Origin of the sequence: Pseudomonas syringae (assembly GCF_021606685.1) — a bacterium.
Taxonomy (GTDB): domain Bacteria; phylum Pseudomonadota; class Gammaproteobacteria; order Pseudomonadales; family Pseudomonadaceae; genus Aquipseudomonas; species Aquipseudomonas syringae_R.
On sequence record NZ_WKCB01000044.1, the window covers coordinates 23,445 to 47,608 of the forward strand.

Annotated in this window: 19 protein-coding genes; 13 read left to right on the forward strand and 6 right to left on the reverse strand. The window is 60.7% G+C overall.

Going from position 1 to position 24,164, the window contains the following annotated elements:
• Positions 1-14: 14 nt before the first annotated feature.
• From GIW02_RS17190 to aceK, 3 genes are all read right to left on the reverse strand, one after another.
• Complete coding sequence (locus tag GIW02_RS17190; RefSeq protein ID WP_236413576.1) at positions 15-1,136, reverse strand: beta-ketoacyl-ACP synthase III; 1,122 nt, start codon at positions 1,134-1,136, stop codon at positions 15-17.
• 410 nt (positions 1,137-1,546) lie between these two features.
• Positions 1,547-5,458: an ATP-dependent RNA helicase HrpA gene (gene hrpA / locus GIW02_RS17195; RefSeq protein ID WP_236421953.1), complete on the reverse strand. Its 3,912-nt coding sequence runs from the start codon at positions 5,456-5,458 to the stop codon at positions 1,547-1,549.
• Positions 5,459-5,640: 182 nt separating this feature from the next.
• Positions 5,641-7,362, reverse strand: coding sequence for a bifunctional isocitrate dehydrogenase kinase/phosphatase (gene aceK, locus GIW02_RS17200; RefSeq protein WP_236413597.1), 1,722 nt, complete (start codon positions 7,360-7,362; stop codon positions 5,641-5,643).
• A gap of 405 nt (positions 7,363-7,767) precedes the next feature.
• Between aceK and GIW02_RS17205 the strand changes: the two genes are divergently transcribed.
• From GIW02_RS17205 to GIW02_RS17215, 3 genes are all read left to right on the forward strand, one after another.
• Positions 7,768-9,378, forward strand: a complete 1,611-nt coding sequence (locus tag GIW02_RS17205) for a methyl-accepting chemotaxis protein (protein WP_456361601.1) — start codon at positions 7,768-7,770, stop codon at positions 9,376-9,378.
• 64 nt (positions 9,379-9,442) lie between these two features.
• The gene (locus GIW02_RS17210; RefSeq protein WP_236413610.1) at positions 9,443-10,345 is read left to right on the forward strand and encodes a DMT family transporter; all 903 of its coding nucleotides are present in this window, start codon (positions 9,443-9,445) and stop codon (positions 10,343-10,345) included.
• Positions 10,346-10,403: 58 nt separating this feature from the next.
• Entirely contained in the window at positions 10,404-11,969 is a 1,566-nt protein-coding gene (locus GIW02_RS17215; protein WP_236413612.1) for a methyl-accepting chemotaxis protein, read from the forward strand.
• A gap of 111 nt (positions 11,970-12,080) precedes the next feature.
• Here the strand turns inward: GIW02_RS17215 and GIW02_RS17220 are convergent, their stop codons facing one another.
• Positions 12,081-12,773, reverse strand: a complete 693-nt coding sequence (locus tag GIW02_RS17220; RefSeq protein WP_236413622.1) for an alpha/beta family hydrolase — start codon at positions 12,771-12,773, stop codon at positions 12,081-12,083.
• 79 nt (positions 12,774-12,852) lie between these two features.
• Between GIW02_RS17220 and ccoN (GIW02_RS17225) the strand changes: the two genes are divergently transcribed.
• The 8 genes from ccoN (GIW02_RS17225) to ccoP (GIW02_RS17260) all read left to right on the forward strand — a co-directional run bounded on the left by ccoN (GIW02_RS17225) (position 12,853) and on the right by ccoP (GIW02_RS17260) (position 19,733).
• A complete protein-coding gene (ccoN, locus tag GIW02_RS17225; RefSeq protein ID WP_236413623.1) occupies positions 12,853-14,277 on the forward strand; it encodes a cytochrome-c oxidase, cbb3-type subunit I in 1,425 nt (474 codons plus the stop codon).
• Positions 14,278-14,287: 10 nt separating this feature from the next.
• Positions 14,288-14,896, forward strand: a complete 609-nt coding sequence (ccoO, locus tag GIW02_RS17230) for a cytochrome-c oxidase, cbb3-type subunit II (RefSeq protein ID WP_034108140.1) — start codon at positions 14,288-14,290, stop codon at positions 14,894-14,896.
• A gap of 3 nt (positions 14,897-14,899) precedes the next feature.
• Positions 14,900-15,100 carry a cbb3-type cytochrome c oxidase subunit 3 gene (locus GIW02_RS17235; protein WP_116626101.1) on the forward strand — a complete coding sequence of 67 codons (201 nt, stop codon included), beginning with the start codon at positions 14,900-14,902 and terminating at the stop codon, positions 15,098-15,100.
• Entirely contained in the window at positions 15,097-16,044 is a 948-nt protein-coding gene (ccoP, locus tag GIW02_RS17240; RefSeq protein ID WP_236413625.1) for a cytochrome-c oxidase, cbb3-type subunit III, read from the forward strand. The genes GIW02_RS17235 and ccoP (GIW02_RS17240) overlap by 4 nt, the downstream gene beginning before the upstream one ends.
• Before the next feature lie 473 nt (positions 16,045-16,517).
• A complete protein-coding gene (gene ccoN, locus GIW02_RS17245) occupies positions 16,518-17,960 on the forward strand; it encodes a cytochrome-c oxidase, cbb3-type subunit I (RefSeq protein WP_236413627.1) in 1,443 nt (480 codons plus the stop codon).
• Positions 17,960-18,568 (forward strand): cytochrome-c oxidase, cbb3-type subunit II, encoded by a 609-nt coding sequence (gene ccoO, locus GIW02_RS17250; RefSeq protein ID WP_003193167.1) that lies wholly within the window; start codon positions 17,960-17,962, stop codon positions 18,566-18,568. The genes ccoN (GIW02_RS17245) and ccoO (GIW02_RS17250) overlap by 1 nt, the downstream gene beginning before the upstream one ends.
• A 5-nt stretch (positions 18,569-18,573) precedes the next feature.
• The gene (locus GIW02_RS17255) at positions 18,574-18,759 is read left to right on the forward strand and encodes a CcoQ/FixQ family Cbb3-type cytochrome c oxidase assembly chaperone (RefSeq protein WP_016775513.1); all 186 of its coding nucleotides are present in this window, start codon (positions 18,574-18,576) and stop codon (positions 18,757-18,759) included.
• Positions 18,756-19,733: a cytochrome-c oxidase, cbb3-type subunit III gene (gene ccoP / locus GIW02_RS17260; protein WP_236413629.1), complete on the forward strand. Its 978-nt coding sequence runs from the start codon at positions 18,756-18,758 to the stop codon at positions 19,731-19,733. Before GIW02_RS17255 ends, ccoP (GIW02_RS17260) begins: the two co-directional genes overlap by 4 nt.
• 153 nt (positions 19,734-19,886) lie before the next feature.
• Here ccoP (GIW02_RS17260) and GIW02_RS17265 read toward each other — a convergent pair whose 3' ends face one another.
• Positions 19,887-20,261: a hypothetical protein gene (locus GIW02_RS17265; protein ID WP_236413631.1), complete on the reverse strand. Its 375-nt coding sequence runs from the start codon at positions 20,259-20,261 to the stop codon at positions 19,887-19,889.
• 349 nt (positions 20,262-20,610) lie between these two features.
• On the reverse strand, positions 20,611-21,699 hold the full coding sequence (locus GIW02_RS17270; protein ID WP_236413633.1) for a hypothetical protein: 1,089 nt from the start codon (positions 21,697-21,699) through the stop codon (positions 20,611-20,613).
• Between the two features lie 397 nt (positions 21,700-22,096).
• Between GIW02_RS17270 and ccoG the strand changes: the two genes are divergently transcribed.
• Together ccoG and GIW02_RS17280 are read left to right on the forward strand one after the other, a co-directional pair.
• Positions 22,097-23,512: a cytochrome c oxidase accessory protein CcoG gene (gene ccoG / locus GIW02_RS17275; protein WP_236413635.1), complete on the forward strand. Its 1,416-nt coding sequence runs from the start codon at positions 22,097-22,099 to the stop codon at positions 23,510-23,512.
• Positions 23,513-23,527: 15 nt separating this feature from the next.
• Positions 23,528-24,067, forward strand: a complete 540-nt coding sequence (locus GIW02_RS17280) for a FixH family protein (protein ID WP_236421955.1) — start codon at positions 23,528-23,530, stop codon at positions 24,065-24,067.
• The last annotated feature ends 97 nt before the right edge of the window (positions 24,068-24,164 follow it).

The following is a 24,164-nucleotide window of genomic DNA, read 5'->3' on the forward strand; positions in this document are numbered from 1 at the left end:
CGCAGCCTTGCAAATCAGCGCTTGCGCAGGATCACGCTTCCGATCGAATAACCCGCGCCAAACGAACTGAGTACCGCGACGGAGCCCTTGGGCAAGTTGTCCTGGTAGGTGTGGAAAGCAATCACCGAACCCGCCGAGCTGGTGTTGGCGTACGTATCGAGGATGACCGGCGCTTCTTCCACGGTGGCTTCGCGGCCCAGCAGTTTCTTCACGATCAGGTGGTTCATGCTCAGGTTGGCCTGGTGCAGCCAGAAGCGCTTCACGTCGGTCACGTTCAACTGGTTTTCTTCCAGGTGCACGCCGATCAGCTCGGCAACCATCGGGCAGACATCACGGAAAACCTTGCGGCCTTCCTGCACGAACAGCTTGTCCGGCGCGCCGACGCCCTCTTCCGCCGTGCGGTTGAGGAAGCCGAAGTTGTTGCGGATGTTATTCGAGAACTTGGTCAGCAGCTTGGTGCTCACCACGTCGAACTGGTGCTCGGAGGTGGCCAGGTCCGCGCGCTCGAGGACGACCGCTGTGGCGGCATCGCCAAAGATGAAGTGGCTGTCGCGGTCACGGAAATTGAGGTGGCCGGTGCAGACCTCCGGGTTGACCATCAGGATCGCCCGGGCCTGGCCCAGCTGGATGCTGTTGGCTGCGTTCTGGATGCCGAAGGTCGCCGAGGAACACGCCACGTTCATGTCGAAACCGAAGCCGGCAATGCCCAGCGCTTCCTGGACCTCGATGGCGATGGCCGGGTAGGCACGCTGCAGGTTGGAACAGGCAACGATCACACCGTCGATGTCGGCGGCGGTCTTGCCGGCCCGCTGCAGGGCTTGCTCAGCGGCGCCAATGGCCATCTGGCAGAGCACCGACCACTCGTCGTTGCTGCGCTCCGGCAGGCGCGGTGCCATGCGTTGCGGGTCAAGGATGCCGTCCTTGTCCATCACAAACCGGCTCTTGATGCCCGAGGCCTTTTCGATAAAGGCGGCGCTCGACTCGGTCAGTGCCTGCACATCACCGCGCTCGATGGCGGCGGCGTTGTCGCTGTTGAACTGCTGCACGTAGGCATTGAAAGACTGCACCAGCTCTTCGTTGGAGATGCTGTTGGCCGGGGTGTACAGGCCAGTGCCGCTGATGACGACGTTATGCACGGTCGTTCCTCTAAATCTGTCAGGCAGAGAAGATATTGGTACCGTCGTACCAAACTGTAAGTAGTTCGATGCCGTCCAGCGGCGTCAAACTGGCAACGCTTTATTCCATCGCGCCGCTGCTACGACGATCCCGGCATTTATAACCGCGAAGTTTGCCACAACCCCGGGGATTTGGCGCCATATCCCGCGTAAAGCAGCTGAAACCGCTTTTATAGCGAGCAGCCTTGGTGTGGCAAGCAGGCTTGTGTGGCGAGCGGGCTTGCCCGCGTTGGGCTGCGCAGCAGCCCCATACTTTCACCGCGGTGCACCAGAAAAATCCGGTCAGCAGGTTTTAGGGCTGCTGCGCAGCCCAACGCGGGCAAGCCCGCTCGCCACACAAGCTCGCTTGCCACAAAGGGGCTGCGTCGTGGTCAGGCCTCGACCTGGCTCCATTGCTTGCTCAAACGCTTGTCGGAAATCGGCACTTTGGTGCCCAGCTGCTGGCCGAACAACGACACCCGGTATTCCTCCAACCACCAGCGGTAAAGCGCCAGCTCTGGATCGCGCTTGCCTTCCTGGGCATGTTTGTTGAGGCGGTTCTGGTACTGCGCCCACAACCCACCCAGCTCGCTGCTCCACACCCGATCCTTTTGCACCTGGCCAGGTAACTTCTCCAGGCGCAGCTCGATGGCCTTGAGGTAACGCGGCAACTCCTTGAACCACTGCGCCGGGGTTTCGCGCACAAACCCTGGGTACACCAGGTTGCTCAGTTGCTGCTTGATGTCGTTCAGGGCCACGGCCTGGGCCAGGTCGATCTTGCCTTTGAAGCGCTTTTGCAGGCCGTGCCAGAGCTTCAGCACTTCCAGGGTCAAGCGCGCCAGGCGCTCGGCGTGTTCGGTCCAGCTGCCGCGCTTGCGTTCCGCCAACGCGGCCAGGCCGGCACCGTCACGCGGCAAACTGGCTTCGCCTTCGAGCACGCAGGTGTCGAGGCTGGCCAGCAGAATGTCTTCGACCAATGCGTCAATGCGCCCCAGCTCGCGGTACATCAGGCCCAACTCGGTAAGGCCGGGCAATTTGCCGCGCAAAAATTTCGCCGGTTCCGCCAGTTGCTGCATCAGCAGGCGCTGCAAGGCGCGGCGGTGCTGGAACTCAGCCTCGGCGGCGGTCGAAAAGCGCCCTTCCTTGACCGTGCCGTTTTCTTCGACCAGGGCCGGGTAGACCGTCATCTTGAGACCGGCGATGTTTTGCTGGGTGGTTTCGGCCACCGCGGCAAACACCTTGGCTTCCACCGGTTGCTGACTTTTCGCGGTCTGCGGCACGGCCAGAGCGGCCTGGCTGGCTTCGGCGAAACGTGCGGTCAGCTCGGCCAGGTCACGGCCTTCGCCGAGGAACTTGCCCTGGGCGTCGACCACTTCGAGGTTCATCTTGAGGTGGTTTTCCACCTGCTGCGCGGCTTCGGCCCAGGCTTCATCGCTGACCCGCGCACCGGTCATGCGCAGCAGTTCGCGGCCCAGCGCCTGGGGCAGCGAGCCCTGGCCGAAGTCGATACGTTGCAACGCCGCCCTGACGAAATCCGGCACCGGCACAAAGTTCTTGCGCAGCGCCTTGGGCAGGTTGCGCACCAGGGCGATGCACTTGGCTTCGATCACCCCCGGCACCAACCATTCCAGGCGCTCCGGCGGCAATGCCGGCAGCAGCGGCGCCGGCACGCGCAGGGTCACGCCGTCGCGTGGGTGGTTGGGTTCAAAGTGGTAACTCAAGGCCAGCGCCAGGTCGCCCAGGTGCAAGGTGTCCGGGTAATGCGCGGCGGTGACTTCACTGGCTTCGCGGGCCAGCACGTCTTCTTCGCGCATGATCAGCAGCTGCGGGTCTTTCTGGCTGTTGACCTTGTACCAACTGTCGAAGGTGGCGGTCTGGTGGATCTCCGCCGGCAGGCGCGCATCGTAGAAGGCGTACAGGGTTTCTTCATCGGCCAGGATGTCACGACGGCGGGCCTTGGCTTCCAGCTCGTCGAGCTGCTCGAGCAATTGCTGGTTGGCCGTCAGGCATTTGGCTCGGGACTGGATCTCGCCACGCACCAGGCCTTCGCGGATAAACAGCTCGCGCGACACCACCGGGTCGATCGGCCCGTAATGCACCGGTCGGCGCCCGACCACGATCAACCCGAACAGCGTGATCTGCTCGAACGCCACCACTTGGCCGCGCTTCTTCTCCCAGTGCGGTTCGAAGTGGTTTTTCTTGATCAGGTGCCCGGCCAGCGGCTCGATCCAGTCGGCATCGATCTTCGCCACCATGCGCGCGTAGAGCTTGGTGGTTTCTACCAGTTCGGCGGTCATCAGCCATTGCGGGCGTTTTTTGCCGATGCCCGATGAGGGGTGAATCCAGAAGCGCCGCTGACGCGCGCCAAGGTAATCGCCGTCTTCGGTTTTCTGGCCAATCTGGCTGAGCAAGCCGGACAACACGGCTTTGTGCAACTTGGCAAAGTCCGCCGGCTCTTTGTTGACGGTCAGCTGCATGTCGCGGCAGATCAGGCTCAGCTGGCGATGGGAGTCACGCCACTCGCGCAGGCGCAGGTAATTCAGGAAATTCTTGCGACACCAGTTGCGCAGCGGGCTGGCGGTCAGTTCCTGGCGTTGCTCTTCAAAACCGCGCCATAGATTGACCAGCCCGGCGAAATCCGAATCCGGGTCTTTCCACTGGGCGTGGGCCTGGTCGGCAGCTTGCTGACGCTCCGGTGGGCGCTCGCGCGGGTCCTGGATCGACATGGCACTGGCGACGATCAGCACTTCCTGCAGGCTGCCGAGCTTGGCCGCTTCGAGCAGCATGCGGCCCATGCGCGGGTCCACCGGCAGGCGCGCCAGCTGGCGGCCCAACGGTGTGAGCTGACTGTTGCGGTCCACCGCCGACAGCTCTTGCAGCAGGTTGAAACCGTCGCTGATGGCCTTGCCGTCCGGCGGCTCGATAAACGGGAAGTCGGTGATCTCGCCCAGGCGCAGGTGCAGCATCTGCAGGATTACGGCGGCAAGGTTGGTGCGCAGAATCTCCGGGTCGGTAAATTCCGGGCGGCCGATGAAGTCTTCTTCGCTGTACAAACGAATGCAGATGCCCGGCTCGACCCGGCCGCAACGGCCTTTGCGCTGGTTGGCGCTGGCCTGGGAAATCGCCTCGATCGGCAGGCGCTGCACCTTGGCGCGGTAGCTGTAGCGACTGATGCGCGCGGTGCCGCTGTCGATCACGTAGCGAATGCCCGGCACGGTCAGCGAGGTTTCGGCGACGTTGGTCGCCAACACCACACGGCGGCCCGGGTGCGACTGGAAAATGCGCTGCTGTTCGGCCGGCGACAGGCGCGCGTACAACGGCAGGATTTCGGTGTGCTTGAGCTGGGCCTTGCGCAGCATTTCGGCGGCGTCGCGAATCTCGCGCTCGCCCGGCAGAAACACCAGCACATCGCCAGGGCTGCGGCGCTCGCTGCGCTCATAGGCGGCGATTTCATCGAGGGTGGCGAGGATCGCCTGATCGACGGTCAAGTCATCCTCGACGCGGTTGCCCTCTTCGTCCTGCTCCAGGGTCAGCGGGCGGTACCAGGTGTCGACCGGGAAGGTGCGGCCCGAGACTTCGACGATCGGCGCATCATCGAAGTGCTTGGAAAAGCGCTCCAGGTCGATGGTCGCCGAGGTAATGATGACTTTCAGGTCAGGGCGACGCGGCAAGAGGGTTTTCAGGTAGCCGAGCAGGAAGTCGATGTTCAAGCTGCGTTCGTGGGCTTCGTCGACGATGATCGTGTCGTAGCGTTCCAGGTAGCGGTCGTTCTGGGTTTCGGCCAGCAGGATGCCGTCGGTCATCAGTTTGATCAGCGTATTGGAGTCGCTCTGGTCCTCGAAGCGCACTTGATAGCCGACCAGCGCACCGAGTGGCGTAGCCAACTCTTCGGCAACGCGGCTGGCGACGCTGCGCGCGGCGATCCGGCGTGGCTGGGTGTGGCCGATCAGGCCGTACTGGCCGCGGCCGATCTCCAGGCAGATCTTGGGCAGCTGGGTGGTTTTGCCCGAGCCGGTTTCACCGGCAATGATCAGCACCTGATGCTTGAGCAGCGCGTCCTTGATCTCGTCACGCTTGGCGGCGATGGGCAGGCTGTCGTCATAGCGGATCACCGGCAGGCTGGCGCGCCGCGCCGTGACCTGGGCGCAGGACGCCTGCATGCGCGTGACCCACTGCGCCAGCTTCTCCTCGTCGGGCTTCTTGCGCAGCTCAAGCAGCTGGCGCCGCAAGCGGTGGCGGTCGGCGAGCATGGCGTGATCGAGGTTTTTCAGCAGTTGGTCGATAGCAGGCGCTTGGTCAGTCATCAGGTACTTTGCAGGTCGTCTATTTATGCACGGCCGGCAAGTGTGGCAGAAAAGCAGCTTATCTGGCAGACGGCGATGTAAATGTGGGAGGGGGCTTGCTCCCGATAGCAGTGTGTCAGTCAACATATCAGTGACTGAGCCACCGCTATCGGGGGCAAGCCCCCTCCCACAGGATCAGGCGTTTACAGCGTGCCCTTGCGCCGGTACGGGAACACGTCGATCACCTTGCCGGCGCGAATCGCTTCCTGCAGGCCTTTCCAGTAATCGGCGTTGTACAGCTCGCCATGCAACTCGTCGAACAGCTTGCGCTGGCCGGCGTCGGCAAACAGGAACGGCGGGAATTCTTCCGGGAACACGTCCAGCGGGCCGATCGAGTACCAGGGTTCGGAGGCCATTTCGTCCTCGGGTGTGCGCGGTGCGGGGATGTGCCGGAAGTTGGCTTCGGTGAGAAAGCAGATTTCGTCGTAATCGTAGAACACCACGCGGCCATGACGGGTGACGCCGAAGTTCTTGAGCAACATGTCGCCCGGGAAGATATTCGCCGCCGCCAGTTGCTTGATCGCCAGGCCGTAATCTTCCAGGGCTTCGCGCACCTGGGCGGGGTTGGCGTTTTCCAGGTAAAGGTTCAGCGGGGTCATCCGCCGTTCGGTCCAGCAGTGGCGGATCAGCACCGTGTCGCCTTCAACCTCGACGGTGCCAGCGGCCACATCGAGCAATTCGGCCAGGCATTCGGGCTCGAATTTGCTCAGGGGGAAACGGAAGTCGGCAAACTCCTGGGTGTCGGCCATGCGCCCGACGCGGTCGACGCTTTTTACCAGGCGGTATTTTTCGATGACCGTGGCGCGGTTGACGTTTTTCGACGGCGAAAAGCGGTCCTTGATGATTTTGAACACGGTGTTGAAGCCCGGCAGGGTAAACACGCTCATGACCATGCCACGCACGCCGGGCGCCATGATGAATTGGTCGTCGGTGGTCGCCAGGTGGTTGATCAGCGCGCGGTAGAACTCCGACTTGCCATGCTTGTAGAAACCAATCGAGGTGTACAACTCGGCGATGTGTTTGCCCGGCAGGATGCGCCTGAGAAAGCCGATGAATTCCGCCGGCACCGGCACGTCGACCATGAAGTAGGAGCGGGTGAACGAAAAGATGATCGACACCTCGGCTTCGTCAGTGATCAACGCATCGATCTGGATGCCCTGCCCTTCGCGGTGCAGCAGCGGGATCACCAGCGGCCATTGTTCCTCGCGCGTGTAAATGCGCCCTACCAGGTAGGCGCCTTTGTTGCGGTAGAGCACCGAGGAAAACAGCTCGACGCCCAGGTCCGGGTCTTTGCACACCCAGTCGGGCAGGTTCTCGCGCAGTTGCGCTTCGAGGCGGCGCAGGTCGGCGGCGAGGTCGGCATACGGCTCATTGAAACGGTAATCGGCAAACACCTGCGCGAGCATCCCGGCGATCTGCCCGGCCGGCGTGTAAGTGCGGGTTTGCGCTGCGCGCGCGCGGCGCAGGCTCGGGCTCGGGCGGGTGGTGTGGATGAACATGCAGCCGTCGCTGATCAGGTCATGGCTGAACAGACCGCAAAAGATCGAGTTGTACCAGGTTTCGGACAGCTCATCGTCGAAGCGCAGGTCGATCAGGCCGATGTAGGCGCTTTTCACCAGGGGCCAAAGGTCGATATCCAGCAAGTGCGCCTCGTCGACACTGGCGCGCAGGCCGGCGGTGACTTCAACGACCTTCTCTTCATACAGGTTGATGCGCGCCGCTGACGCCGCCTGGCCCTGCTGCCACTGGGCCTTTTCAAAACGTTCGCGGGCGCCATCGGTGATCTGCCGGAAGTGTTCGCGGTAATCGTCGAAGCCTTCAAGGATCCTGTGGGCGATGGCGAGGGCGGGCGTGTTGGGCGACATGCAGGAAACCTCGAGCGGGCATCTGGAAGCCCTGAGCTTAGCCAGTGTAGGCAAACAGGAGAAGGATGATTTTTTGCCCCGCCTTGTACAACTTTGTTCAATTCGTACATTTTTTTGCAATTTTTTTAATTCGACCGTCCGGTCAATAAGCGCACCAGAAAGTCGCACGTTGTTTCAACCACAAGCCTTTAGCGCCGGGGCTTGCCCGCTTGAGCCCGAAACTTTGCGAGCCAGCCTGAATACCATGGTTGATTGAAACTTTGGATCCAACTAAGGGAAACCCTGATTACCACCTTAGTGGCACTTTGATATACAGCGCGCCCTCTCCCACCCTAACAAGGTCAGAAGACCGATCCGGGAGCAGGTTCTAATCGCCCAAGGAGCATTGAGATGTCATTGAGGAACATGCGGATCGGTTTGCGCGCCAGTCTGAGTTTTGGGGTTTTGGCCAGCTTGCTGGTGATTGTCGGCCTGTTTGGTCTGGGCCAGATGGCCAAGCTGCGCGAAAGCGCGCTGGTCATCGAAGAGTCGTGGATGCCGAGCATCGAGAACGTCCACGACAGTGCGGCCTACGTGGCCAGCATCCGCCTGGAGGCGTTGCGCATGGCAACGACCGATGAGTCGCGGGTCCGTGACGCCAGCCAAAGCCTGCTCACCCGCCACCGCAGCGAGCTGCAAACCCTGCTGGAGCGCCACGAAAGCCTGCTCAAAAGCGACGACGAACGCGCGCTGCTGGATAAGGTGAAAGGCAACATCGCCACCTACCTCAGCATCGTTACTCAAATGGTCGCCCTGGTGGACAAGGACCAACAGCAAGACGCCATCGACCTGTTGAACAGCCGTCTCGCGCCACAAGGCACACTCCTCAACCAGAGCCTGGAAGACCTGATCGTCTTCAACCAGAACGGCGTCCAGGCCGCCGCCGATTCAGCGGCGCAGATGTATACGAGCGCGCAGTGGATTGTCGGCCTGATCATCGTGGTCGCGCTGATCGCCACCTTGCTGCTGGCCTGGCTGCTGACCCGCAGCATCACCGCGCCACTCGGCCAAGCGTTGACCGTGGCCCGGACCATCGCCGCCGGCGACTTGAGCCAGCCGATTGCCGTCAGCGGCAACGACGAACCGGGCCAATTGCTCGGCGCCCTGGCGACCATGCAGACGCAGCTGCAAACCACCATCCGTGGCATCAGCGAGTCGGCGCAACAGCTGGCCTCCGCCGCCGAAGAGATGAGTTCGGTGATGGAACAAAGCACCCGTGGCCTGCAAGCGCAGAACGATGAGATCGAACAGGCCGCCACCGCCGTGACCGAGATGAGCGCGGCCGTGGACGAGGTGGCGGGCAATGCGGTGTCCAGCGCCGAAGCGTCCAAGGCTTCGGATGAAGACAGCAAGCACGGCCACTACCAGATCAGCGAAACCATCAGCTCGATCCAGAACCTGGTGGACGAAGTGCTCGGCGCGTCGAACAAGGCCGAAGGCCTGGCGGTACAGGCCCAGGACATCAGCAAGGTGCTGGAGGTGATCCGTGGCATTGCCGGGCAAACCAACCTGCTGGCGCTCAATGCGGCGATTGAAGCCGCGCGGGCCGGTGAGGCCGGGCGTGGTTTCGCGGTGGTGGCCGACGAGGTGCGTTCGCTGGCACAGCGCACCCAGGACTCCACCGAAGAAATCGAGCAGATGATTACCGGTATCCAGCAAGGCACCCAGGCCACCGTCGAGGCGCTCAACAGCAGCGCCGACCACGCGGGCCAGACGCTGCAACGGGCCAACAGCGCCGGCAGCGCGCTGGAAAAAATCACCGCGGCCATCTCGCAGATCAGCCAGCGCAACCTGGTGATCGCCAGTGCCGCCGAACAGCAGGCGCTGGTCGCGCGCGATGTGGACCGCAGCCTGGTGAACATTCGCGACCTGTCCACGCAGACCGCCGCCGGCGCCACCCAGACCTCGGCCGCCAGCCAGGAGCTGTCACGCCTGGCAGTGGACCTTAACGGCATGGTGACGCGATTCGTCCTTTAAACAGTGATTGTGTCAGGGCAGGCCACTGGTCACACTCGCGGCCTTAGTGATGTGGGAGTTCCCCGTGAGACCTGTCGACACCCTGTACCTGCTCGGGCTCGCCGCCATCTGGGGCGCGAGCTTTCTGTTCATGCGCATCATCGCGCCGGAAATCGGTCCGGTGCCGACGGCGTTTTTTCGCGTGTCGATTGCCGCCGCCGGGTTGCTGGTGATTCTGGCGATGATGCGCGTGAGCTGGGATTTCCAGGGCAAATTCAAGACGGTCCTGCTGCTGGGGGTGATCAACTCCGGCGTGCCGGCGACCATGTACTCGGTGGCGGCCCAGGTCCTGCCGGCGGGTTACTCGGCGATCTTCAATGCCACCACGCCGTTGATGGGCGTGTTGATCGGCGGGCTGTTTTTCAGCGAACGCCTCACCCCCTCCAAAGTCGCCGGCGTGTGCCTGGGCCTGTTCGGCGTGGGTGTGCTGACCCGTGCCGGGCCGGTGGCCTTCGACCTGCAATTGCTGATGGGCGCGCTGGCCTGCCTGGTCGCCACCACTTGCTATGGCTTTGCCGGTTTCCTCGCGCGCCGCTGGCTCGACCAGCGTGGCGGCCTCGACAGTCGCCTGTCGGCGCTGGGCAGCATGCTCGGCGCCACCCTGTTTCTGTTGCCGTTCTTTGCCTACAACGCCATCAGCCATCCACCCGCGAGCTGGGGTGGCTGGCAGGTGTGGTCGTCGCTGCTGGGGCTGGGGTTGGTGTGTACGGCACTGGCTTATGTCCTGTACTTTCGCTTGCTGTCCGCCATCGGTCCGGTGCGGTCCATGACCACCACCTTTCTGATTCCGCCCTTTGGTGTGCTGTGGGGCGCGCTACTGCTGGATGAGCCGCTGTCGATGGCGCATGTGTATGGCGGGGTGTTGATTGCGGGGGCCTTGTGGCTGGTACTGCGCCCGGGGCGGGTTGGCCGATTGTTGCAAAAATAAGTTAAATAAATCCCCTTCAGGGCCGATAACCCCTGAAAGCCTTGCGGATTGAACAATCATGCGTAATAACCAACCCGTTACCCAGCGCGAACGTACCTTCCCCGCTCAGCAACGGTTGATCTCCACCACGGATGCCAAGGGTGTGATCACCTACTGTAACGACGCGTTTGTCGAGATCAGTGGGTTCACCCGCGAAGAACTGCTCCGCGCGCCACACAACCTGGTGCGTCACCCGGATGTTCCGGCCGCAGTGTTCGGGCATATGTGGACCACGCTCAAACAAGGCTTGCCATGGATGGGCATTGTCAAGAATCGCTGCAAGACCGGTGACCACTACTGGGTTAACGCCTATGTGACGCCTGTCTTCGAAGGCAACCAGGTGGTCGGCTACGAATCGGTGCGCATCAAGCCCACCGCCGAGCAGATCCGCCGCGCCGAAGCGCTCTACCAACGCATCAACCAGGGCAAGTCGGCCGTTCCCCAGCGGGACAAGTGGCTGCCGGTGTTGCAGGACTGGCTGCCGTTTATCCTGATCAGCCAATTGAGCTTCATGATCGGCGCCACCCTGACCTCGCAATGGGGTTTTGCCCTGGCGGCGGGCTTGTCGGTGCCGTTGGGCCTGCTGGGCCTGAGCTGGCAACAGCGCGGCCTCAAGCGCTTGCTGCGCCTGGCCGAGCAGACCACTTCCGACCCGTTGATCGCGCAGATGTACACCGACAGCCGTGGCGCCCAGGCGCGCCTGGAGATGTCGATCCTCAGCCAGGAGGCGCGTCTGAAGACCTGTCTTACCCGGTTGCAGGACACTGCCGAACACCTCAACGAGCAAGCGGCGCAATCCAATACCCTGGCGCACAACAGCTCCAGCGGCCTGGAACGCCAGCGTGTGGAAACCGAACAGGTGGCCACCGCCGTCAACCAGATGGCGGCCACTACCCAGGAAGTCGCCAGCCACGTGCAGCGCACGGCCGACGCCACCCAGGAAGCCAATCGCCTGACCGGCCGTGGCCGCGACATCGCCGGGGAAACCCGCGAGGCGATTCAGCGTCTGTCGGTGGCCGTGGGCGAGACCGGCGTGACCGTCACCCAGCTGGCCAAAGACAGCGATGAAATCGGCGGCGTGGTCGATGTGATCAAAGGCATCGCCGACCAGACCAACCTGCTGGCGCTCAACGCGGCCATCGAAGCGGCGCGCGCCGGTGAAATGGGCCGTGGTTTTGCGGTGGTGGCTGACGAAGTCCGTCAACTGGCGCAGCGCACGGCTGAATCGACCGGGCAGATCCATGCCCTGATCGCCAAGCTGCAGCACACCGCCGCCGCTGCCGTGCAAACCATGGACGCCGGGCATCGCCAGGCCGAAGAGGGTGTAGCGCGGGTGATGGAGGCGGACCAGGCGCTGGTGGGTATCAGCGAAGCGGTGGCGCACATCACCGACATGACCACCCAGATCGCCGCCGCGACCGAAGAGCAAAGCTCGGTGGCCGAAGAGATCAGCCGCAATATCAGCACGATTGCGCTATTGGCGGACCAGACGTCAGAGCAGGCGTTGAACTCGGCGCAGTTGAGTGAAGAGCTGACGCATACCGCGAATACTCAGTACTCGCTGGTGGAGCGTTTTAACCGCTGATACCGCTATCGGGAGCAAGCCCCATCCCACATTTTGACCGCATTCCAAAAGATGTACGCGGTTAAATGTGGGAGGGGCGGTGCGACGATTCGACTTGCCCCCGATGGGGCCCTACAGACCACCCAAAAACCCAGCCACTTTCCCTGCAGCAGCCTCCAAATGCTGCTCATGACTAAACCCCGAAGCCTTCAACGGTTTCAAATCATGATCCCCCGCCACCAGCCACATCAGCTCGATGCTCGGTGACAACACATACGCCTCCACTGCCGCCCGATTACCCAACGCATCGCGCTCCCCCTGCACAATCAACGTCGGCGTCTTCAACCCCGCCAGATGCTCGACCCGTGGTTTTTCCGGCTTTCTCACCGCATAGAACGGATAGCCCAGGCACACCAGCGCGTCAGCGCCCAGTTCATCGGCCAGCAGACTGGCCATGCGTCCGCCCATGGACTTGCCGCCAACCGCCAGCTTCCCAGCGACATGACGTCGCACCTCGGCATACACCTCACGCCACGCCTCCAGCAGTTTTGGCGCCGGATTGGGCGGGCGTTTGCCGCCATCCAGGCGCCGCTGGGCCATGTACGCAAACTCGAAGCGCAACACGTTCACGCCGTGCCCGGCAAGGCGTGCAGCCATGTCGTTCATGAACGCTGAGTCCATCGGTGCACCGGCGCCGTGGGCCAGGATCAGGGTGACAGGCGCACGCGCGATAGACCCGGTTGCCGCATCCCACAACCAGCCGCGTTCACGCACACACTGCGCCCATTGATCCCCGTCAATACTGGCCTTGTGCTCTTTGCCCATGCTTGCCTCGCTATTTAGTCTGCCTATAACTCCAGCCCAAGTGCCGCATTTGCTTGGGTTGAACCGTGGATGGGGAACCATGAACACTACTTTAAGTACCGCCTATAACTACAAGGTGGTCCGCCAATTCGCCATTATGACGGTGGTGTGGGGCATCGTCGGCATGGGGCTCGGGGTTTTTCTCGCTGCCCAATTGGTCTGGCCCGCGCTCAACTTCGATTTGCCCTGGACCAGCTTCGGTCGACTGCGTCCGCTGCACACCAACGCGGTGATCTTCGCCTTCGGTGGCTGCGCGCTGTTTGCCAGCTCGTTCTACTCGGTGCAACGCACCTGCCAGGCGCAGCTGTTTGCGCCGAAAATCGCCGCGTTCTGCTTCTGGGGCTGGCAGCTGGTGATCTTGCTGGCGGCGATCAGCTTGCCGCTGGGCTACACCAGCTCCAAGGAGTACGCCGAGCTGGAATGGCCGATCGACATCCTGATCACCATCGTCTGGGTCGCCTACGCCGTGGTGTTCTTCGGCACGATCATGAAGCGCACCACCAAGCACATCTACGTGGGTAACTGGTTCTTCGGTGCGTTCATCATCACCGTGGCCATCCTGCATATCGTCAACAACCTGGAAATCCCGGTCAGCCTGACCAAGTCCTACAGCCTCTACGGCGGTGCGACGGATGCCATGGTGCAGTGGTGGTATGGGCATAACGCGGTAGGCTTTTTCCTCACCGCAGGTTTCCTGGGGATGATGTACTACTTCGTGCCCAAGCAGGCCGAACGTCCGGTGTATTCGTATCGCTTGTCCATCGTGCACTTCTGGGCGCTGATCACCCTGTACATCTGGGCCGGCCCGCACCACTTGCACTACACCGCGCTGCCGGACTGGGCGCAATCGCTGGGCATGGTCATGTCCCTGGTACTGCTGGCACCCAGCTGGGGCGGCATGATCAACGGCATGATGACCCTCTCGGGTGCCTGGCATAAGTTGCGCAGCGACCCGATCCTGCGCTTCCTCGTCGTCTCCCTGGCCTTCTACGGCATGTCGACGTTCGAAGGCCCGATGATGGCGATCAAGACCGTCAACGCCCTCTCCCACTACACCGACTGGACCATCGGCCACGTACACGCCGGCGCCCTCGGCTGGGTGGCGATGATCTCCATCGGCGCGCTGTACCACATGATCCCGAAAATCTTCGGGCGCGAGCAGATGTACAGCCTCGGCCTGATCAACGCGCACTTCTGGCTGGCCACCATCGGCACCGTGCTCTACATCGCCTCGATGTGGGTCAACGGCATCGCCCAGGGCCTGATGTGGCGTGCGGTCAACGAAGACGGCACCTTGACCTACTCCTTCGTCGAAACCCTGGTGGCCAGCCACCCAGGCTTCATCGTGCGGTTGGTGGGCGGTGCGGTGTTCCTCAGCGGCATGTTCCTGATGGCTTACAACACATGGCGCACCGTGCGTTCGGCGCAGCCTGTCGAAGCCACCCCTGTCGCGCAGATGGCCTGAGGAGTCTGTGATGAAACACGAAACGATTGAAAAGAACGTCGGCCTGCTGATGCTGCTCATGGTGCTCGCCGTGAGCATCGGCGGCCTGACCCAGATCGTCCCGCTGTTCTTCCAGGACGTGACCAACAAGCCGGTGGAAGGCATGAAGCCCTACACCGCGCTGCAGCTGGAAGGCCGCGACATCTACATCCGCGAAGGCTGTGTGCAGTGCCACTCGCAGATGATCCGCCCGTTCCGCGCCGAAACCGAGCGCTACGGCCACTATTCGGTAGCGGGCGAAAGCGTGTGGGACCACCCGTTCCTGTGGGGCTCCAAGCGCACCGGGCCGGACCTGGCGCGCGTCGGCGCGCGCTACTCGGACGACTGGCACCGCGCGCACTTGTACAACCCGCGCAACGTGGTGCCCGAGTCGAAGATGCCAGCCTACCCGTGGCTGGTCACGGCCCAGGTCGACAGCAGCCACACCGAGACCAAGTTGAAGGTGATGCGCACCCTCGGTGTGCCGTACACCGACGACGACATCAGTGGCGCAGTGGCCAGCCTCAAGGGCAAGACCGAGATGGACGCGCTGGTGTCGTACCTGCAAGTGCTCGGCACTGCCATCAAGAGCAAGAGGTGAGCCATGGGATTTGAATTCGATGCGGGCACCATCCGCGGCCTCGGCACGCTGGTGGTCGCCATCGCCTTTATCGGCTTGTCGCTGTGGGTGTTCAACAACCGGCGCAATGCGGAATTCGAGCAGGCCCGCCTGTTGCCCTTCGCCGATGAACCTCTTCCATCCGACGCTCAAGAAGCGCCTGCAACAAGGAGCACTCAGCCATGACCCTATTCTGGAGTACATGGATCTGCGTACTGACCCTCGGCAGCCTGATCGGCCTGACCTGGCTCTTGATCGGCACCCGCAAGGGCGAGACCAAGGGCAGCGTCGACCAGACCATGGGCCACGCCTTCGACGGTATCGAGGAATACGACAACCCGCTGCCCCAGTGGTGGTTCATGCTGTTCGCCGGCACCTTGGTGTTCGCGGTCGGCTACCTGGTCCTCTACCCGGGCCTGGGCAACTGGAAAGGCGTACTGCCGGGCTATGAAGACGGCTGGACCTCGGCCAAGGAATGGGACAAGGAAATGGCCAAGGCCGACACCCGATTCGGGCCGATCTTTGCCAAATTCTCGGCCATGCCCGTGGAAGACGTGGCGAAGGACCCGCAGGCGCTGAAAATGGGCGGTCGCCTGTTCGCCTCCAACTGCGCGGTGTGCCACGGCTCGGATGCCAAGGGTGCGTTCGGCTTCCCGAACCTGGCCGACAACATCTGGCGCTGGGGCGGTTCGGCCGAAGCGATCAAGACCACCATCCTCAACGGTCGCCACGCGGCAATGCCGGCCTGGGGTGACATGCTCGGCGACGACGGCGTGAAAAACGTCGCCGCCTATGTTCGTCACGACCTGGCCAAGCTGCCCTTGCCCGCTGACAGCACTGCCGACCTGGCGGCAGGCCAGGCAGCCTTCAACACCACCTGCGTCGCGTGCCACGGGCCAGAAGGCCACGGCATGGAAGCCATGGGCGCGCCGGACCTGACCAAACCGGCCGGGTATATCTACGGCACCAGCGTGGCCCAGTTGCAGCAGACCATCCGCCACGGCCGCCAGGGCCAGATGCCAGCACAGGACGTGCTGCAGGGTAATGACAAGGTGCATCTGCTCGCCGCCTACGTTTACAGCCTGTCCCACAACGCTGATGGCGCAACGCCAGAAAGCCAAGCGCAGTAACCTCTGACTGCCGCTCCAATCCGGGGCGGCAGATCTACCTGTGGCGAGGGAGTTTGCTCCCGTTGGGCTGCGAAGCGGCCCCTAGAAGCCGACGCAAGCTTCGCTGTCGAACGCGAGCAAGCTCCCTCGCCACAGGATCATCGCTCACTCTTGACTGAGCCACGCGCTGCGTGACCGAGTGTCGCACCCCTTCCAAAGCACAACTTTCCCCCCCTGCCATTCGGGTCTACGCTTGCTGCACAGCGGGCGGTTTTGGCGTACGCAACGGTATCCGTCGCGGCCTGGAAAAATTCTTGTCCACTTGATCAGCTTTCGATTTCTGATTTTGTCCTTACGCCAAACATGGAAAGGGCGCAGAATCTGGCCCGGAACGCATTGATACAGGTCAGCCATTGCGTTGCAATGGCCCCTCGGTTTGTCCATACTTGCGGCCGATTTCAACTATAAAAAAACCTAAACCGTGGAACCTTAGAATGAGCACAGCAATCAGTCCGACTGCTTATAACTATAAGGTAGTCCGCCAGTTCGCCATCATGACGGTGGTCTGGGGGATCCTTGGCATGGGGCTCGGGGTGTTCATCGCCTCGCAACTGGTGTGGCCGGAATTGAATTTCGGTTTGCCATGGACAACCTTCGGCCGCCTGCGCCCGCTGCACACCAACCTGGTGATCTTCGCCTTCGGCGGATGTGCACTGTTTGCTACCTCCTACTATGTCGTGCAGCGTACCTGCCAGACGCGACTCATCTCGGACGGCCTTGCGGCCTTCACCTTCTGGGGCTGGCAAGCCGTTATCGTCGGCGCCATCGTCACCCTGCCGCTGGGCTACACCACCACCAAGGAATACGCCGAGCTGGAATGGCCGATCGCAATTTTGCTCGCCATCGTCTGGGTGACCTACGCCGTGGTGTTCTTCGGCACCATCGTCAAGCGCAAGACCAAGCACATCTATGTGGGCAACTGGTTCTACGGCGCCTTTATCCTGGTGACGGCGATGCTGCACATCGTCAACCACGCCTCGCTGCCGGTGAGCCTGTTCAAGTCCTACTCGGCCTACGCCGGGGCGACGGATGCGATGATCCAGTGGTGGTACGGCCACAACGCCGTGGGCTTTTTCCTGACCACCGGTTTCCTCGGGATGATGTACTACTTCGTGCCCAAACAGGCCGAACGCCCTATCTACTCGTATCGCCTGTCCATCGTGCACTTCTGGGCGCTGATCACCCTGTACATCTGGGCCGGCCCGCACCACTTGCACTACACCGCACTGCCGGACTGGGCGCAGTCGTTGGGCATGGCGATGTCGATCATCCTGCTGGCCCCGAGCTGGGGCGGCATGATCAACGGCATGATGACCCTGTCGGGCGCCTGGCATAAATTGCGCACCGACCCGATCCTGCGCTTTCTGGTGGTTTCGCTGGCGTTCTACGGCATGTCGACCTTTGAAGGGCCGATGATGGCGATCAAGACCGTCAACTCGCTGTCCCACTACACCGACTGGACCATCGGCCACGTGCACGCCGGCGCTCTGGGCTGGGTCGCGATGATCTCCATCGGCGCGCTGTACCACATGATCCCCAAACTGTTCGGCCGCGTGCAGATGCACAGCGTCGGGCTGATCAACGCGCACTTCTGGCTCGCCACCATCGGCACCGTGCTCTACATCGCGTCGATGTGGGTCAACGGCATCACCCAGGGTCTGATGTGGCGTGCGATCAACGATGACGGCACCCTCACCTACTCCTTCGTCGAAGCGCTGCAAGCCAGCCACCCTGGTTTCATCGTCCGCGCCCTGGGCGGTGCGTTCTTTGCCAGCGGCATGTTGCTCATGGCCTACAACGTCTGGCGCACCGTGCGTGCCTCCGACCCTGCGCAAGCTGAAGCTGCCGCCAAGATCGCCGTTGTGGGAGCGCACTGATGAAGCATGAAGTAGTCGAGAAGAATATCGGCCTGCTGGCCTTCTTCATGGTCATCGCCGTGAGCATCGGCGGCCTGACCCAGATCGTCCCGCTGTTTTTCCAGGACGTGACCAACAAGCCGGTCGAAGGCATGAAGCCGCGCACCGCGCTTGAACTCGAAGGCCGCGACGTCTACATCGCCAACGGTTGCGTGGGTTGCCACTCGCAGATGATCCGCCCGTTCCGCGCTGAAACCGAACGCTACGGCCACTACTCGGTCGCCGGCGAAAGCGTGTGGGACCACCCCTTCCTGTGGGGCTCCAAGCGCACCGGCCCGGACCTGGCCCGGGTCGGTGGGCGTTACTCCGATGACTGGCAGCGTGCGCACTTGTACAACCCGCGCAACGTGGTGCCTGAGTCGAAAATGCCGGCGTACCCGTTCCTCGTGGAAAACAAGCTCGACGGCAAGGACACCGCGAAGAAGATGGAAGTCTTGCGCACCCTGGGCGTGCCCTACACCGACGAAGACATCGCCGGTGCAGCCGCAGCCGTGAAGGGCAAGACCGAAATGGACGCACTGGTGGCCTATCTGCAAGGCCTTGGCACCATCATCAAAAGCAAACGGTGATCTTCATGGATATCGGGATGATTCGTGGCCTGGGCACCGTTGTCGTGATGGTGGCCTTTATCGGCCTGGCGTTGTGGGTGTTCAGCCCCAAACGCAAGTCGGAGTTTGACGACGCGACCATGCTGCCCTTCGCGGATGACCCCGAAGCCATCAAGCACGTCGAGCAAGCGTCTAGGAGTAACAAAGAATGACTACGTTCTGGAGTCTGTACGTCACAGTCCTCAGTCTGGGTACCATTTTCGCCCTGACCTGGCTGCTGCTGTCGACCCGCAAGGGCCAGCGCGCCGAGCAGACGGACGAAACCGTCGGCCACTCGTTCGACGGTATCGAGGAGTACGACAACCCGCTGCCAAAATGGTGGTTCATGCTGTTCGTCGGCACCATCATCTTCGCCCTCGGCTACCTGGCGCTGTACCCGGGCCTGGGCAACTGGAAAGGCTTGCTGCCGGGCTACAACTACCTCGACAACGACAAGCAAACCCCATTTGCCAACGGCCAGACCGGCTGGACCGGCGTGCACGAATGGGAAAAGGAAATGGCCAAGTCGGAAGCCAGGTTCGGGCCGATCTTCGCCAAATTCGCGGCGATGCCGATTGAGGAAGTGGCCAAGGACCCGCAGGCCTTGAAGATGGGTGGCCGCTTGTTCGCCTCCAACTGCTCGGTGTGCCACGGCTCCGACGCCAAGGGCGCCTACGGCTTCCCCAACCTGACCGACGCCGACTGGCGCTGGGGCGGCGAACCGGCAACCATCAAGGAAACCATCATGAAAGGCCGCCACGCGGTGATGCCGGCCTGGGCCGAGGTCATCGGCGAGCAAGGCGTGGCCGACGTGGCCGGGTTTGTGGTGACCAACCTCGACGGCCGCAAGCTGCCGGAAGGTACCAAGGCCGATGTGGAAAACGGCGCGAAACTCTTCGCCGCCAACTGCGTGGCCTGTCACGGACCTGCCGGTAAAGGCACCCCGGCAATGGGCGCGCCGGACCTGACCCACCCGGGTGCATTCATCTACGGTTCGAGCTTCGCTCAGTTGCAGCAAACCATCCGTTATGGCCGTCAGGGTCAAATGCCTGCTCAGGAACTGTTGCAAGGCAATGACAAAGTGCACTTGCTCGCGGCGTATGTTTACAGCCTGTCCCATGGGGATAAGCCGGCAGACGCAAAGTAACGCACTGACACAAAAACAGCCCCGCCAGTCTTCATTGGCGGGGCTGTTTTTTATTTGAGCGCGAAACTACTTCGCCTTCCGACAACATCCAGACTCATCTGCAATAACACTGACTAATCCATGGAGGCAGGTGCGGACAACTTATTGGCGCTGTTACAGCGAATCCATGTATCGATGGATATCGCTCAAATCAAACTTTCCGTCTTTCTGGTTATTACTGTCCAGATCAATACCCGAGACAAACCCATCACGCGATAGGATTTCCAGCGCGAGCGCCTGATCTGCCTGGGTAAACTTGTTACCACCCTCGCCTTTGACGATAAGCCCCAGGAAATCTGCAGTGATGAAACCTGGCTGTTCCGGATCCGAAAACCGTTGCAGGTTTTGACCCAGCAGCAGGGCCAATGAAAAGTTATCCAGGCTCATGTAAAAGTTTGAAAGTTCTTTAAGCGCTGCGCGTATGTGGTCGAAACTTTCGGCCGAAGAATTCAAAGGATTGGAGTTTGCCAGCGTTGTAGAAATATCCAAAAGTAATCTCACTGTAAATTATCCTACTCCCGACATGGAAGCAGGTGACAAGTGAGTGTTCATTTCACCGCGCCACGTTCCCAAAATACATAGAAACTTACAGACAGATTCATACACACTTAATCGCTATAAACTTGTGCTGCGCTCGCAAGGCAAGGACAAGGTGCATTTGCCGGCGCGTGCGTACAGCCTGCCGCATGGCGTCATGGCCTGCTGAAAAGCAGTCGGCCCTGCCAAAAGCAAAGCCCCGCACAGTGCAATTAAGCTGTGCGGGGCTTCGTCATTTTCAATCGCGAGATCAATCAAGACATATACGGTCCCAAAAAATCGTTTGACTTACTGAACCGAGTTACGGCAAACGCATCACCCAACTACCTTGGCCGAATTTTGTTGGATCATTTTTATAGTCATATCGCGCCAGCTCACGCCCATCCTTGTCATATGCAACTCGCTGCCCCTTACCTGCAAACGTGGGACCCGTGCTGTAGTCTTGCTCAAAGTGGTGAAGATTTTTCTCTACGAACACGCTCTTTGCAGTGGCGGAGGACAGTTTTCCGCTCCAAGTAAACTCAAAGCTCTTCATAAGCGGTTTGCGGCTTAACAGCTCACGCGCAAACGCAGAATCCTCAGCAGAGAACGAACCACCCCCCTGTGAATTTGCAATATTCTCCAAGGATTCATACGAGAGTAGAAAACCACCCCTCGGCCCCAGGAACCGCTCGAAACTAGAAATAAATTTCAGGGTGATTTCGTCGTCTGACATGGATTTAAATACATTATCATCACTTGCCGCAGTGACATTCTGAATATTTACCTGACCTGTCTTATTATCCAACTCCCCGTTACGATCAGCAGCAAGACCCTCCAGCACTAGACCACGCCGTAAAACCTCGGATGCCAATAGCGAATCTTTAGCTGTAAATCCTTCGACACCTTTAGCCGCTTGCCTGAGCGAAGACGTAGTGATGAAGCCTTTTTCATTCGGGTCGGCAAATTTTTCGAAACCTGCCTGTAGCTGCTTACCAAGGTAAGTATCACTTTCGGACTTGAGCGCACCATACTCCTTGGACTTCATAACCAAACGGACATTTCCTATGTCAATTTTGTTATCGAGCTTACCGTCCTGACCGATATCGAGTCGCTCCAAAAGCGCCGGACGACGCAAAAGTTCCTTAACCATTGACTTTTCGTACTCCGGCAGGCCGTCCCGTTTATTTGAATACGCTGCCTGATAGAGAGAGTCTCGGGTTATGTACTGATCATTAGTCTTGGGATCAGTGAGTTTTTTAAACTGAAAAAACAACATCTCGCCCATGTACTGCGCACTCATAGAACGAAACACACTGTCGTCGACCGGGGATTTTAAACTCGCATTATCACTGCCCGGCTTAATACTATTCTGGTTTACCAAGCCAATCGCGGCGCCTTCAACTTTCATAACTTAACCTCTGCTCTATTATCCTTCCCCTTCATGGAGAAGATACTGTTCTGTGGCATCACGAGCAGTTAGGTTCATAAAGAAAACGCAACACGTCATTTCAGAAATCGGCGACGTCGACATTGTTAATTCCCGACACGCCAAATCAAAAAATCCTATGCGCCCGTTGATCAATTACTTCGTTGGTTCGACTGACAGCCACGCAAAACCGTCCATACTTCCCCTGTCAATTGATCCAGGTCACGTACACCATCAATTGATTTTCCCCTACGCGACCAAAGGTCGCACCCTTTGAGGGGGATCTGGGGCGTATCATTACGCCACTGCAACACCCTTAATTTGACCCCGGTTGGCACGTACTGGCCGAGGCAAATCTCCACCGCCGTGGGATGCAATGATGAGCAACCAGATACCGGTACATGACGTTACCCCGCCTGCCAAAAACGCCAGCAGCACTGTCGACCTCTACGCGCCACGAGAGAAAATCTACACACGCGCCTTCACCGGCCTGTTTCGCAATTTGCGCATGCTCGGCGGCGCCGGGTTGTTCCTGCTCTACTTCGGCACCGTGTGGCTGAACTGGGGTGGCCACCAGGCCGTGTGGTGGAACCTGCCGGAGCGTAAATTCTTTATTTTCGGCGCAACCTTCTGGCCCCAGGACTTCATCCTGCTCTCGGGCATCCTTATTGTTGCGGCGTTTGGCCTGTTCTTTATCACGGTGTACGCCGGGCGCGTGTGGTGTGGCTATACCTGCCCGCAAAGCGTGTGGACCTGGATCTTCATGTGGTGCGAAAAGGTCACCGAAGGCGACCGCAACCAGCGCATCAAGCTCGACAAAGCGCCCATGGGCGCCAACAAATTCCTGCGCAAATTCAGCAAGCACACACTCTGGCTATTGATCGGTTTTGCCACCGGCATGACCTTCGTCGGCTACTTCTCGCCGATCCGCGAACTGGTGTTCGACTTCTTCACCGGCCAGGCCGATGGCTGGTCGTATTTCTGGGTCGGCTTCTTCACCCTCGCCACCTACGGCAACGCCGGATGGCTGCGCGAGCAAGTGTGCATCTACATGTGCCCTTACGCACGCTTCCAGAGCGTGATGTTCGACAAGGACACCCTGATCGTCTCCTACGACCCGCGCCGTGGCGAGGTGCGTGGCCCGCGCAAAAAAGGTATCGACTACCAGGCCCAGGGCCTGGGCGATTGCATCGACTGCACGATGTGCGTGCAGGTGTGCCCGACCGGTATCGATATCCGCGACGGCCTGCAAATCGAGTGCATCGGCTGCGCGGCCTGTATCGATGCCTGCGACACCATCATGGACAAGATGGAATACCCCCGCGGCCTGATCAGCTACACCACCGAGCACAACCTGTCCGGGCAGAAAACCCATAAGCTGCGCCCACGCCTGATCGGGTATGCGCTGGTGTTGCTGGCGATGATCGGCCTGTTGGCGGCGGCGTTTTTCATGCGCTCGCTGGTGGGTTTCGACGTCAGCAAAGACCGCGTGCTGTACCGCGAAAACGCCGAGGGGCGCATCGAAAACGTCTACAGCCTCAAGATCATGAACAAGGACCAGCGCGACCACACTTACGTGCTCGACGCCGCCGGCCTGCCGGACCTCAAGCTGCAAGGCCGGCGCGAAATCAAGGTGGCCGCCGGCGACATCGTCAGCATGCCGGTGGAGCTGTCAAGCGCGCCGGAACAATTGCCGTCGAGCACCAACGAGGTCAAATTCATCCTCACCGACGCCGATGACGAGAGTGTTCGTATTGAAGCCAAGAGCCGATTCATCGGCCCCCAAGTCCGCTAAACAGAGAGCAGAACAATGCCTGCAGCAACTGCCGCAAGCCCCTGGTACAAGCACCTTTGGCCCTGGATCATCATTGGCATCCTGGCCTGCTCGGTGACCTTGACCTTGTCCATGGTCACCATCGCGGTGAACAACCCGGACAACCTGGTCAACGACAACTACTACGAGGCCGGCAAAGGCATCAACCGCTCCCTGGACCGCGAGCTACTGGCCCAGATCCTGCAACTGCGCGCCAAGGTGCACCTGGACGAGCTGACCGGCGAAGTCGAGGTGCACCTGACCGGCAACAGCAACCCGGCGACCCTGGAACTGAACCTGATTTCCCCAACCCAGCCGGAGAAGGATCGCAAGATCAACCTGGCCCTCAGCCCCAGCGAACCCGGGCGCTACCTCGGCCAGGTCACCGACAAGGTCGAAGGCCGCCGTTTCGTCGAGCTGCTCGGCGTGGAAGGCGACCGCACCTGGCGCATGTTCGAAGAGGAACAGGTCAGCCATGACAAGGACTTGCTGCTGGGCGACGAACCATTGCAAGGTGCTGAAGACCTGAAAAAATAAAAGCCGCGCTTCGCGCATCGCGGGCCAGCCCCCTCCCACCGTTGGACTGCGTTCAACATGTGGGATGGGGCTTGCCCGCGATGAGGCCCTCCCAGCC